Annotated in this window: 13 protein-coding genes and 2 tRNA genes; 7 read left to right on the top strand and 8 right to left on the bottom strand. The window is 70.6% G+C overall.

Features of this window, described 5'->3' with window-relative positions:
* Positions 1–113: 113 nt before the first annotated feature.
* Positions 114–1,175 carry a histidinol-phosphate transaminase gene (gene hisC, locus ABTZ89_RS26335; protein ID WP_270953859.1) on the bottom strand — a complete coding sequence of 354 codons (1,062 nt, stop codon included), beginning with the start codon at positions 1,173–1,175 and terminating at the stop codon, positions 114–116.
* Between the two features lie 196 nt (positions 1,176–1,371).
* Here hisC and ABTZ89_RS26330 point away from each other — a divergent pair, with 196 nt between their 5' ends.
* The 5 genes from ABTZ89_RS26330 (at position 1,372) to ABTZ89_RS26310 (ending at position 5,180) form a co-directional block, all read left to right on the top strand.
* Entirely contained in the window at positions 1,372–2,034 is a 663-nt protein-coding gene (locus tag ABTZ89_RS26330) for a dienelactone hydrolase family protein (RefSeq protein WP_270953860.1), read from the top strand.
* Positions 2,035–2,199: 165 nt separating this feature from the next.
* The gene (locus tag ABTZ89_RS26325; RefSeq protein ID WP_351049446.1) at positions 2,200–4,179 is read left to right on the top strand and encodes an acetoacetate--CoA ligase; all 1,980 of its coding nucleotides are present in this window, start codon (positions 2,200–2,202) and stop codon (positions 4,177–4,179) included.
* A 73-nt stretch (positions 4,180–4,252) separates the two neighbouring features.
* Positions 4,253–4,342: transfer RNA gene (locus tag ABTZ89_RS26320), tRNA-Ser, on the top strand.
* Positions 4,343–4,383: 41 nt separating this feature from the next.
* Positions 4,384–4,456 (top strand) — tRNA-Arg (locus ABTZ89_RS26315).
* Between the two features lie 319 nt (positions 4,457–4,775).
* A complete protein-coding gene (locus ABTZ89_RS26310; RefSeq protein ID WP_351049443.1) occupies positions 4,776–5,180 on the top strand; it encodes a DUF6578 domain-containing protein in 405 nt (134 codons plus the stop codon).
* Between the two features lie 10 nt (positions 5,181–5,190).
* Here the strand turns inward: ABTZ89_RS26310 and ABTZ89_RS26305 are convergent, their stop codons facing one another.
* From ABTZ89_RS26305 to ABTZ89_RS26280, 6 genes are all read right to left on the bottom strand, one after another.
* Positions 5,191–5,910, bottom strand: coding sequence for a MerR family transcriptional regulator (locus ABTZ89_RS26305; RefSeq protein WP_351049440.1), 720 nt, complete (start codon positions 5,908–5,910; stop codon positions 5,191–5,193).
* A 25-nt stretch (positions 5,911–5,935) separates the two neighbouring features.
* Positions 5,936–6,784 carry an alpha/beta fold hydrolase gene (locus tag ABTZ89_RS26300; RefSeq protein WP_351049437.1) on the bottom strand — a complete coding sequence of 283 codons (849 nt, stop codon included), beginning with the start codon at positions 6,782–6,784 and terminating at the stop codon, positions 5,936–5,938.
* Positions 6,785–6,828: 44 nt separating this feature from the next.
* Positions 6,829–8,103: an MFS transporter gene (locus tag ABTZ89_RS26295; RefSeq protein WP_351049433.1), complete on the bottom strand. Its 1,275-nt coding sequence runs from the start codon at positions 8,101–8,103 to the stop codon at positions 6,829–6,831.
* 100 nt (positions 8,104–8,203) lie between these two features.
* Positions 8,204–8,749: a TIGR03086 family metal-binding protein gene (locus tag ABTZ89_RS26290; RefSeq protein ID WP_351049430.1), complete on the bottom strand. Its 546-nt coding sequence runs from the start codon at positions 8,747–8,749 to the stop codon at positions 8,204–8,206.
* A gap of 1 nt (position 8,750) precedes the next feature.
* Complete coding sequence (locus tag ABTZ89_RS26285) at positions 8,751–9,233, bottom strand: SRPBCC family protein (RefSeq protein ID WP_351049428.1); 483 nt, start codon at positions 9,231–9,233, stop codon at positions 8,751–8,753.
* The gene (locus tag ABTZ89_RS26280) at positions 9,230–9,589 is read right to left on the bottom strand and encodes an ArsR/SmtB family transcription factor (protein ID WP_270953869.1); all 360 of its coding nucleotides are present in this window, start codon (positions 9,587–9,589) and stop codon (positions 9,230–9,232) included. The genes ABTZ89_RS26285 and ABTZ89_RS26280 overlap by 4 nt, the downstream gene beginning before the upstream one ends.
* Positions 9,590–9,733: 144 nt before the next feature.
* On the opposite strand from ABTZ89_RS26280, the gene ABTZ89_RS26275 reads away from it, so the two are divergent.
* Positions 9,734–10,135: a hypothetical protein gene (locus tag ABTZ89_RS26275; RefSeq protein WP_270953870.1), complete on the top strand. Its 402-nt coding sequence runs from the start codon at positions 9,734–9,736 to the stop codon at positions 10,133–10,135.
* Between the two features lie 139 nt (positions 10,136–10,274).
* On the opposite strand, the gene ABTZ89_RS26270 is transcribed toward ABTZ89_RS26275, so the two are convergent.
* Positions 10,275–11,519: an MFS transporter gene (locus tag ABTZ89_RS26270; RefSeq protein ID WP_270953871.1), complete on the bottom strand. Its 1,245-nt coding sequence runs from the start codon at positions 11,517–11,519 to the stop codon at positions 10,275–10,277.
* 45 nt (positions 11,520–11,564) lie between these two features.
* Between ABTZ89_RS26270 and ABTZ89_RS26265 the strand changes: the two genes are divergently transcribed.
* Positions 11,565–12,330: GlxA family transcriptional regulator (locus tag ABTZ89_RS26265; RefSeq protein ID WP_351049423.1), on the top strand; the 766-nt coding region annotated here is incomplete at its 3' end.

Genomic DNA, 12,330 nt, shown 5'->3' with positions numbered 1-12,330 from the left:
CACTCTCGGGTGTCCCCGTGGGTTTTAAGCTCCGCGCGCCCCCCCCGCAACCCATCAGGGAAGCACGGGTTGCGGCGATACCGCGCACCCGCCTGCGCCGAACCCGGGAACCGTCACTGCGCCGATCGGGTGAAAGATCCCGCGGCGGCGAGGAAGGCGTCGTTCTCCTCCGGGGTACCGATCGTCACGCGGGCCCCTTCACCCGCGAAAGCCCGGACCACGACGCGGTTTTGGAGGCAGTGCTCGTTGAACTCCGCAGTCCGGTCGGCCAGCGGGAGCCACACGAAGTTCGCCTGGGTCTCCGGGACCTCGTAGCCGAGGGCGACCAGTTCCCGGTGCACGCGCTCGCGCTCTGCGGCGATGTTGGCGCAGCGCTTCTGGAGTTCGTCCTGGGCTTCCAGGGACGCGATCGCGGCGACCTGGGCGAGGGCGTTGACGCTGAAGGGGATGCAGACCTTGCGGAGCGCTTCGGCGACCTCCGGCGGGGCGATCGCGTAGCCGACGCGGAGGCCGGCCAGGCCGTAGGCCTTCGAGAAGGTGCGCATCGAGGCCACGTTGGTCCGCTCGCCGGCGATCTCCACCCCGTCCGGGGCCTCCGGGTCGTCGACGAACTCGAAGTACGCCTCGTCGAGGACCACCAGGACCTCTTCCGGCACCCGGTCCAGGAACGCGTTGAGCTCCGCCTTGCGGAGCAGCGTGCCGGTCGGGTTGTTCGGGGTGCACACGAACATCAGGCGGGTGGCCGGGGTGATCGCGGCGAGCATCGCCTCCAGGTCGAGCGCGTGCTCACCGGTGAGCGGGACTCGGACCTGCTTGGCGCCGACGACCTGGGTGATGATCGGGTAGGCCTCGAACGAGCGCCACGGGAAGATCACCTCGTCCTCGCTGGTGCAGGTGGCCTGCACCAGCTGCTCGCACAGCGCGACCGAACCGCAGCCGACGGCGATCCGCCCGGGATCCACGCGGTAGTGCGCGGCCAGCGCTTCGGTCAGCCGGCCGACGCCCATGTCCGGGTACCGGTGCACCTCGGTCGCCGCCTGGTTGATGGCCGCCACCGCACTGGGCAGCGGGCCTTCGGAAACCTCGTTGCTGGCCAGCTTGATCGAACCGGGCACGGTGCGTCCCGCCACGTAAGCGGGCAGCTGGTCGAGGTCGGCACGGGTGCGCACGCTCATCTACGACTCCTTCGAGGTCGGTCAGGCTGACGTTAACGCGCCGGGGGTGGCCGGAGCAGCCCCATATCCGATGTCCCGGCCCGACTCCGGTCAGTGCAGCCCGTTGCCGCGTTCCGGTGATCTTGTGACGAAGTCGCTGGTCCGACCGGATGACTGTGTTGACTGGTGTTCACCTCGGCGTGATTACCTGCACGGCATGACCGAAACCCGGACCGAGACGATCGCGCTCACCGACGGCACCGAACTCCGGCTCACCGTTGCCGAACCGGACAACGTGGTGCGCGGCGGGCTCGTCTTCCTGCACGAGGCCCGTGGGGTCACCGAGCGGGTGCGCGGGCTGAGCAGCGCCCTGGCGGAGGAGGGCTGGCTCACCGTCGTGCCGCACCTGTACCACGACGGCGACCCCGACCGGGTGCGGAAGCTGTCCGGCGAATCGATCCTGGCCGACACGGACGCGTCCTTCCTGTGGCTGTCCGACCAGGGCGTTCCCGCTGATCGGCAGGGGATCATCGGGTTCGACATCGGCGGTTCCGCGGCGCTGGTGGTGGCCGCGAGCCGCACGCTGGGCGCGGCGGTCAGCGTCGGCGGGCGCGGCATCCTCGAGCCGCTGACGGCGGAGCTGCCGCCGCTGGTGGAGATCGCGGGCGAGCTGTCCAGCCCGTGGCTCGGCCTGTACGGCGACGACGAGGGCGTCGAAGCCGGCGACGTGGACAAGCTCCGGGAGGTCGCGGACTCGGCGCCCGCGGTGACCGACGTGGTCCGCTACCCGGGCGCGGGGCACCGCTTCGACCGCGATCCCGAAGCCGCCGCCGAGGCCTGGCGCCGAGCCCGCAACTGGCTCGACCACCACCTCCGCTGACCCCGCCCGGTGGACAACTCGCCTCTCCTGTGGAGAACTTCCGCAAATTCAATGGAAATCGGACGTCTGATTTCCGTTGAATTTGCGTCCCCCTCGGGGACCGGGGTGGAAAAGGGCAGGTCGGTGGGGTTGTTGTGAGTTGGGTTCCGGGGTTACCAAGGGTGCATGGGGTTCAGGGCGCCTTCCCCGGAAGTGTTGTGGCGGCCGAGCAGCGAGCGGGTGGCCGCCAGTCGGATGGCGGCGTTCCGCCGGTGGTTGCGGTCCGAGCGGGGCGTTGACCTGGCCGACTACCGGGCGCTGTGGGAGTGGTCGGTTTCGGATCTGCGCGGGTTCTGGGGCGCCGTCGCGGACTTCTTCGATGTCGGGTTCCACGACCGCGCGGACCGGGTGCTGACCGCCGAGGTGATGCCGGGTGCGGAGTGGTTCCCCGGCGCGACCCTGAACTACGCCGAGCACGCGCTGCGCGGGGGACCGGGCAAGGGCGAGGACGACCTCGCGGTGATCTTCGAGCGCGAGGACGGGCGCACCGAGGAGATCACCTACGGCGAGCTGCGATCCCGTGTGGCGGCGGCCCGCGCGGCGCTGGTGGACCTGGGCGTCCGGACCGGCGACCGGGTTGCCGCGCTGGCGCCGAACTGCCCCGAGACGCTGGTGGCGTTCCTCGCCGCGGCGAGCCTGGGCGCCACTTGGTCGTCGTGCTCGCCGGATTTCGGCGCGCGGGCGGTGGCGGACCGGTTCGTGCAGATCGAGCCGAAGGTGCTGATCGCGGTCGACGGCTACCACTACGGCGGCCGCGCCTTCGACGTCCGACCCGCGGTCGACCAGCTGCGCGAGGCGATGCCGGTCGCGACGGTGCTGATCGACTACCTCGGCGAAGGCGCAACGCTGAGCGGTGCGCTGAGCTGGGACGATCTGCTCGCGCAGCACCGCGGCGCGCCGCTGGAGTTCGACGCGGTGCCGTTCGACCACCCGCTGTGGGTGCTGTACTCCTCGGGCACCACCGGCCTGCCCAAGGGCATCGTGCACGGCCACGGCGGCATCGTCCTGGAGCACCTGAAGGCCATCGGGCTGCACTGCGACCTCGGCCCGGGCGACCGGTTCACCTGGTTCACCACGACCGGCTGGATGATGTGGAACTTCCTGGTCGGCGGCCTGCTGAACGGCACCGCGCTGGTGCTGTTCGACGGCAGTCCCGGTCGCCCGTCGCAGTCGGTGCTGTGGGAGCTGGCCGCGCGGACCCGGGTGAACTTCTTCGGCACCTCGGCGCCGTACGTCCAGAGCTGCTTCAAGCGCGGCCTGCGCCCGAAGGACGACTTCGACCTCTCGGCGCTGCGCGCGGTCGGCTCCACCGGGGCGCCGCTGAGCACCGACGGCTTCCGCTGGATCGCCGACGCGGTCGGCGAGGACGTGCAGATCGCCAGCATCTCCGGCGGCACCGACGTGTGCACCGCGTTCGTCGGGCCGTCCCCGGACGTGCCGGTGTGGCTGGGCGAGATCTCCTGCCCGATGCTAGGCGCCGCCGTGGCCGCCTACGACGAGCACGGCGCGGAGCTGCACGACGAGGTCGGCGAGCTGGTGCTGACCCGGCCGATGCCGACCATGCCGGTGTTCTTCTGGAACGACCCGGACGGCTCCCGGCTGCGCGAGGCCTACTTCGACGTGTTCCCCGGCGTCTGGCGGCACGGCGACTGGGTGCGGATCACCGACCGCGGCTCGCTGGTGATCTACGGCCGCAGCGACTCGACGCTCAACCGCGGCGGGATCCGGATGGGCACCGCGGAGTTCTACCGGGTGGTGGAGGGCTTCGACGAGATCGCCGACTCGCTGGTGATCGACACCTCGGGCCCGGGCCGGACCGATGACAAGCTCCTGTGCTTCCTGGTCCTGGCCGAAGGCGCGTCGCTGGCCGACGTCGAGCCGCGGCTCGCGGCCGCTCTGCGCAGCGAGCTGTCACCCCGGCACGTGCCGAACCGCTTCATCGTCGTGGACGAGGTGCCGCGGACCCTGAACGGCAAGAAGCTCGAAGTTCCGGTCAAGAAGATCCTCACCGGAACCCCGCCGGAGCGGGCGGTCAGCCGCGACGCCCTGGGCAACCCGGCGGCCCTGGACTCGTTCGTGCAGCTCAGGGGGCATCTGGATGATTAAGGGGACCCCCCTGGAAACCCCCTCGGGAGGGGTGTGTATATTTTTCTCCGGTGGCCGCGAAGAACGGACGCCGGGAGGCTTCGCCTAGTCTGGTCTATGGCGCCGCACTGCTAATGCGGTTGGGGGTTACGCCCCCTCCCGGGTTCAAATCCCGGAGCCTCCGCAGAGGTTCTCACCGTAAGGTGGGGGCCCACAATTGAACAAGCGCCCGTAGCTCAACGGATAGAGCATCTGACTACGGATCAGAAGGTTAGGGGTTCGAATCCCTTCGGGCGCACGTCTGGTCGAGACAGCTGGAAACCCCCTCACGCAGGGGGTTTCCTGCTTTTCAGGGTCGGTGACGAGACGGTCAGCCCTGCCCGTCAAGCCCGGGATGCCAGTTAATCGCCAACTTTCCATCCCGGGTGAGGTGGACCACAGAGTCGGGCACTTTGGCGCTGCGCCGAGACGTCCGGCCTCATCGAGCCGGGCACCTGGGCAAGCTTCATTCGGAACTTCGCCCCTTGGCTATTGCCAGCTGCCAAAATGATCAGGCGCGAGCGTCGGGCTCGCCGGAAGACGCTCCGGCCCGCCCGCGCATCCGAGAGACTGGTGGCATGAACGCGCTGGTGTGGGTGAGCGAGTGGCAAATACAGTGCTGCGGCGAGCCGTTCGCGGTGGGCGAGCGCGTGGATTGGACGCTGCGCGACGATCCAGACCGCGCATGGCTGGCGGCGGCACTGGGACCCGAACTGGCCCAGAGCGTCTCGCACGTGGAGGACCATCACTACGGGGTGCCTGAGGAAGTCTCGCCGGTACGCGCGAGGGTGCTGGGCATCAGGCGTGCTTACTGCCGATATGCGGCTGCCCCCGGAGGCGATAGCCACCCTCCCTACCCGGTGCCCGGTTCGGCGGTTCTGACCGAGGTGGACCGTGCTGATGGCTGGGAGGCCGAAATGTCCGGGCTGCACTTCAACGGGTATCTCGTCGAACTGGACGTTTTCCGCGCCGTTCCCGCCTGATCCGGGTGGATCACCTGCGTTGGGTGGCTCGGTGGGTGAGGGTTTCGAGGACTCTTTTCCAGGCCGGTGAGGTTTCGGCGATCTGGGCCGAGATCAGGTTCAGGTAGGTCGGGCGGCTTGCGTCTCGTTCGTGTTCGATCTCCCAGGCGTCCAGGTCGTCGATCAGGCCGTTCAGGCGGGGGTCGTTCGGGTTCCAGTCGACCGATTGGTCGCAGGCCAGGTACAGGCGTCGGGTTTCCGGGTCGTCGAAGCCGGCGTTCTTCTCTCGGACCCGCTGTGGCACCGCCTCCGGGGTCAGCGCCTGCATCAAGATCCACGCGTCGCGTTCGAGCTGCACCCTCCGCTCGCTGACGCCGAAGTTGCGCATCCGGTTCAGGACGGCGACGACTTCGGCGGGCAGGACGAGCTCCTCGCCGCTGGCCAGTCCGGCGATGCGGCGGCGGTTCTCGGTCAGCTGGTCGATCTTGCGCTGCAGCTCCGCGTCGATGTCGCTGATGGCCGCGGCGAACTCGGTCGGCTGGGCGTGCAGCAGGGCGTCGATGCGGGACAGCGGCACACCGGCGTCGGCGAGGGTTCTGATCCGGATGAGGTCCACCGCGGCTTGCGCGCCGTAGCGGCGGTATCCGGAGGCGTCGCGCTCGGGCTCGGGCAGCAGGCCGATGTGGTGGTAGTGGCGGACGGCGCGCACGGTGACGCCGGCGGTCGCGGCCAGCTGGCTGATCGTGAGCACCGTCCTCCTCGGGTCTCCGTGGAGTCTAGGGACGAGTCGCTCCCACGATGTCGCGGACGGCCTGGACGACGGCGTCGGAGCGGTCGAAGCAGAGCCGGTGGTGGGCGGTGTCGGTGAGGATGCGCTGTTCCCCGCGCGGGACCTTGTTCACCAGTGCCGCGTCCATCCTCGTCCGGCCGTCGTGCATCGCCTCCTGGTCGGGGTCCAGCACGCTGAGCGCGATCACCGGGACGTCGGGGAGGTTCGGTCCCCGCAGTTCAGCTGCGAGCTTGGTCAACCCGGTGCTCTCGGCGGCGCCGGTGCGGATCCACTCGTCGCTCAGGTGGGCGTCGATCAGCGCCTGCCGCACGTGTTCCGGGTAGTCCGCGAACACCTCGGTGAACATCTCGCGCAGGGCCAGGCGCATCTGCTCCGGATCGGGTGCCATCCGCTCGGCTGCGGCCAGGCTCGCGGCGGGCGGCATGAAGTCGTCCCAGTCGCGGTGGAGGGCGTCCAGGAAGACCAGCCCGGCGACCTCCTGCGGGTGCAGCTGCGCGAACCGGTGCGCGTAGAGGCCGCCGAGGGAGTGCGCGACGAGGACGTACGGGGCGTCGACGTGCTGGGCGTGCAGCAGGTCGTGCAGCTCCGCGGCGACCTCGGTGGCGGTGCGGGGCAGGGGGAGCGGGTCGCTGTAGCCGGTGCCGCCCCGGTCGTAGACGACAGCGGTGGTGAACTGCGAAACCTGTTGCTGGACGCCGAAGTAGTCGAGGCCGACCGCGTTCGCGCCCGGCAGGAACACGACGGCCGGGCCGCCGCTTCCCGACCGGTGCGCGAAAACGCGGCGGCCGTCGATCTCCTGGAACCCGCCGATCGGCGGGGCGAGCTTGCTGGTCATGCGGTGAGGTTCCAACCCTGACGCAGGGTCAAGGTCAAGGCGCCTCAGACCGTGCGGACGCAGGCGCACTGGCACGCCGCGAGCGTGCCCTCCGCCGCATCGACGACTTCCGGCACCACCGCGCGGGATTCGGTGCGAGGCCAGACCGCCAGCGCCGTGGCGGCTCCGATCACGGCCAGGACTGCCAGGACGGTCCAAGTGGTGGTGAAGCCCGCCTGCGTGGCCACCCATCCGGCGATCGGGTAGGTGACCAGCCAGGCCAGGTGGGACAGCGAGAACTGGGCGGCGAAGACCTCGGGGATCCCGGCGGGATCGACCGCTCGCCGCAGCACCCGCCCGGTCGGCGTGATGATCAGCGCCATCCCGCCGCCGACCGCCACCCAAATCACCCCGGTCAGCAGTGCCTCGGCGACGCCTGCAGCGGACATCACGACCGCCGAGCCGACCGCGAGCACCAGCACCGCGGCACCGGTCAGCATCACCGACCGGTCCGCCACCCGGTCCAGGACGCGCGGGAGGGCCAGCGCGACCAGCAGCGTTCCCGTTCCGGACGCGGCGAGCATCCAGGCCACGCCGGACTGGGTCCCGCCGAGGACGTCGCGGACGTAGTTCACGGTGTTGACCACCACGATCGAGCCGACGGCGGCGACCACCAGGTTCAGCGCCATGACGCCGCGCAGGCCCGGGGTGGCCGCGAACCTGCGGATCCCCGACACGGCCCGGTCCCAGGCGTTCGCGTGCGAGCTGGGGCGCGCGTCGGGGATCCGCGTGGACAGGACCAGCAGCGCGGATGCGGCGAACCCGATCGAGGTGCCGAGGAACAGCAGGTTGAACGACAGGAAGGCGAGCGCCACCGCCGCGAGCACCGGGCTCAGCAGGCTCTCCATGGTCGAGGCGACCTGCGATGCGGACAGGGCGCGGGTGTAGTCGGACTCGTCGGTGACGATGTCCGGGATGACCGCCTGGAACGTCGGGGTGAACGCCGCGGACGCCGTCTGCAGCAGCCCGATCAGGACGTAGACCTGCCACACCTCGGTGACGAACGGCAGCGCGATCACCACCAGGGCGCGCACCACGTCGAGGCCGGTCAGGAACCAGCGCCGGGGCAGCCGGTCGACGTAGGCGGCCGCGAGCGGTGCGACGACCACGTAGGCGACCATCTTGATCGTCAGCGCCGTGGCGAGGACCGCTCCGGCGCGCTGACCTGCGAGTTCGTAGGCGAGCAGGCCGAGCGCGACGGTGGCCAGGCCGGTGCCGAACAGCGCGATGACTTGAGCGCTGAACAGCCGCCGGTAGTCGCGAATCGCGAACAGCCCCATGTCCGTCCTCCCGAGTTCCCGATACCCCTAGGGGGTATCTGAGTTCGGGAGTACGGATATACCCATGAGGGGTATGTGTCAAGGCTGTTCGCGAGTCGGATCAGGACGGCCAGGCGGGATCGCGGCCGATGAACGCCATCAGCTGGTCCTGCGCGGAGGCCCCCTCGGGGGCGGGCACGGCGGGGCCGAACTGCCCGCTGTCGCGCAGCAGCTGCTCGATCTGCTTCATGCCCTCCAGCGCGGCGCGGCACCGCTCCTCGCCCAGGTCGGGCTCGTGGCCGAGCGCCTTGGCGAGATCCCAGGTGTGCATCCAGACGTCGGCCGTGTAGAACTGGTCGATCGCCTCGTCGACCGGCTTGTCGCCGGTGTGCGGGTTGCTGAGCACCCGTCCGGCGGGGTCGTCGAGGATCGCCTGGACATCGCTGACGTGCTGCTTCCAGGCGGCGACCGGGTCGGCCTCGACGTCCAGCGGCGCGAGTTCGATCCCGGCGCCCGCCAGGAAACTGCGGGACCACTCGACGAGGTGCTTCACGACGTCGAGGGCCGTCCACCCCGCGACGGGGCTGGGCCGCGACCAGTCGTCGGCCGCCTCGACGAGTTCGGTGAACCGCGCGGCGTCGTGCGCGTGCTGCTGGGCCGGTCCCATCTCAGGCTTCCTTCGCGAGCAGTTCGTCGAGCTTGTCGTAGCCCTCGTTGACCCCGACGTCCATGCCGCTGGCCAGGATCCCGTCGCGGGTCTCGAAGTCCTCGACCACGCTCAGCACCCGCAGCCGGGTGCGCCCGCCCTCGAGCGCTTCGAAGGTCAGCGTCTCCAGCGCGACTCCGTCGGGCGCGCCCTCGTAGGTGAAGGTCCACACGATCCGCTCCTGCGGCCGGACCTCGTGGAAGCTGCCGTAGAAGGTGGCGATCTCCTCGCCGTCGCGGTCGTTGGCGAAGGCCCACTCGCCGCCGGTGCGCGCGTCCCACTTGGTGACCCGCGTGGTCAACGAGCGGGGCCCGACCCACTGCGCGTAGAGCTCGGGGTCGACGTGGGCTCGGTAGACGTGCTCGGGTGCTGCGTCGAACTCCCGGATGATCTCGATCGTCGGGACCTTCTCGTTCGCCAGGATCTCGGTCTGGTGCTTGGTCATGATGCGTCCTCCGCTCGGTTCGGCTGCTCGTCGGTCATGCGGTCCAGCAGGGCGTCGAGGCGCTGGTAGCGCTCCTCGGCTTCCCGGCGATAGCGCTCGATCCACTTGGACATCAGGTCGAACACCTCCGCGTCCAGGTGCACCGGTCGGCGCTGGGCGTCCCTGCTGCGGGTCACCAGGCCGGCCTCCTCGAGCACCTTCACGTGCTTGGAGATCGCCTGGAAGCTCACGTCGTAGGGCTCGGCGAGCTCGCCCACGGTCGCGTCCGCGCTGGCCAGCCGGGCCACCAGCTCGCGCCGGGTCGGGTCGGCCAGTGCCGCGAACGCCCGGTTGAGCTGCTCTGTGCTCTCGTCCACCGGTCTTCCTCAACTAGTCGGTTGAATAAGACCGTAAACCCGATCGGCTCCGTACGCAACCGATCGGTTGAACAAGGTGGTTCCGGGCGGGCGCGGTGGGCGGGGCAGAATGCCTGTCGGTTGTCCGCGATGGGGAGGTTCTCGATGGCCGCTGGCGATGACATGGACCGCGCGATCCGCGCGTTGCGCACGGGTGCGGCGCTGCCCGCAGAATCCTCCGGGCTGCTCGCCGACCTCGTCGAGGCCCACGTCAACGCCGAGGTGGGCGCGACCCCGCCCAGGGGGTGGCTGATGGCGGACATGGCGGCGCTCGACCTGGCCCGTGAAGCCCTGGAAGGGCGCCAGGCGGCGCCCGACGACCTGAACCGGTTGATCGAGATGCTGCGCGGGGGAACGCCGCTGCAGCCCGAGCACTCGCCGAAACTGGCGGCCCTGCTGGAGAAGCACCAGCTGCTGGAGTGGCCGGAGGAGACCTCGGAGGCCTGGCAGCGCGTCCGCGACGGCGCGCAGGCCGTCGCCGCCGCCGTCGTGCAGTCGATGGGCTAGCAGCCGCGTCGGATCGGGAACCAACGGCCACTGCGCACGTCCTGCCGAGATGCCGGGAAAGGTTGGCAGCAGTGGACGTTGACGTGTCTTTCCCGTTCGAGCAGCGGTGCGCCCGGGTGCTGGTGGAGATCCCGCGCCGTCACGCCGGTTGAACCGCGGGCTTCTTGATGGCCGTGGCGAGCAGGGCTCCCATCGCGCACAGGCCGGCCGCGCTGATCCAGACCGCGTCGTAGGAGCCCATGAGGTCGCGGGCCAGCCCGCCGCCGAGCGCGACCAGCCCGGCGCCCACCTGGTGGGCCGCGCTCACCCAGCCGAAGACGATCGCGCCGCCGTCGCCGAAGACCTCGCGGCACAGGGCGATCGTCGGCGGGACCGTCGCGACGTCGAGCAGGCCGAACAGGACCGCGAAGGCGACCATCCCGGGCTGCACCGTCGGCGCCAGCAGCGACGGCAGGAACAGCAGGGACGTGCCGCGCAGGGCGTAGTAGGCGGCCAGCAGCAGGCGGGGGCTGAACCGGTCGGTGAGCCAGCCGGAGGCGATGGTGCCCGCCACGTTGACCACGCCGATGACCGCCAGCAGGGACGCGGCGATGGTCGTCGGCATGCCGTGGTCGTGCGCGGCCGAGGCGAAGTGCGTCCACATGATCCCGTTGGTGGAGGCCCCGCAGATCGCGAAAGTGCCCGCCAGCAGCCAGAACGGGCCGGTCCGGGCCGAGCTGAGCAGCAGCCGGAGCGCGCGGCGGGCGGCGCCCGGCTCCGGGAGCGGCTTCGGTTCGAAGGCCGTCGCGCCGTACGGGCGCAGGCCGAGATCGGCCGGGTGGTCGCGGAACACCGACCAGGTCAGCGGGGTCGCGGCCAAGGCGAGCAGGGCGAGCGCGATGGTCGCCGAGCGCCACGCGAAGTGGTCGACGACCCAGGACATCACCGGCAGGAACGCGAACTGGCCGAAGACGCTCGCGGCGGTCAGGAACCCGGTCACCAGTCCGCGGCGGGTCGTGAACCAGCGGTGCGCCACGGTCGCCGCGAAGGCCATCGCCAGCGCGCCGCACCCGATCCCGACGAGCACGCCCCAGCCCGCGACCAGCTGCCAGGGCTCGGAAACGGCGGTGGTCGTGCCGGCTCCGGCGGCGATCAGCAGCAGTGCGCCGACCGCGACCCGGCGGAGGCCGAAGCGGTCCACCAGCGCTGCGGAGAACGGCGCGGTCAGCCCGTAGAGCACCATGTTCACCGACACCGCGATCCCGATGGTGGCGCGGGACCAGCCGAACTCCTGGTGCAGCGGGGTCACCAGCAGGCCCGCCGTGGTGGCGCAGGCGCCCGCGACGACGACGACCAGGGCGGTGACGGCGGTGACCCACCAGGCGCGGTGCACTTCGATTCTCATGGTCGTCGACCTTGCGCTGCGCGGAGCTCGCGGACGAGTGGCTTGATGGACAACATGTGCAAGAATCGGGCCATGCGGGTTGTCGTGCTGGTCCGGCATGGCGTCATGCCGATGGAACTGGGGTTGGTGCACCAGCTGTTCGGGCGGGCTCGCACGCCTGCCGGGGAGCCGTTGTACGAGGTCGTGACCTGCGCTCTCTCGCCGGGCGAGGTGCGCACCGACGCGGACTTCCCGATCCACGTCGCGAGCGGTCCGGAGGCGTTGGACGACGCCGACACCGTGATCGTCCCGGCCACCCACGAACTCGACGAGACCGAGACGGAGGGACGGCTCGGCCCGGAGCTGGCCGCTGCGCTCGCCCGGATCCGGCCGGGCACGCGCATCGCCTCGATCTGCACCGGGGCGTTCGTGCTGGCCGCCGCCGGGATGCTGGACGGGCGCCGGGCGACGACGCACTGGAACTCCAGCGACCGGTTCCGCGAGCTGTTCCCGTCGGTGCAGCTCGACCCCGACGTGCTCTACATCGACGAGGGCGAGGTGCTCACCTCGGCCGGTGAGGCGTCCGGGATCGACCTGTGCCTGCACATGATCCGGTGCGATCACGGGGCGGCGGTCGCCAACGAGGTCGCGCGCGTGATGGTCGTGCCGCCGCACCGCGAGGGCGGTCAGGCCCAGTACGTCCGGAGGCCGGTGCCGGAACCGCAGATCTCGTCCACCGGGCGGGCGCGCGCTTGGGCGTTGGAGCACCTGGACCGGCCTTTGGCGCTGCGCGAGCTGGCCGCGCAGGAGGCGATGAGCGTGCGGACGTTCA

Origin of the sequence: Saccharopolyspora sp. NPDC002686, assembly GCF_040295745.1 — a bacterium.
GTDB lineage: Bacteria > Actinomycetota > Actinomycetes > Mycobacteriales > Pseudonocardiaceae > Saccharopolyspora > Saccharopolyspora oryzae.
This window is presented reverse-complemented; position numbering and strand designations above follow the sequence as displayed.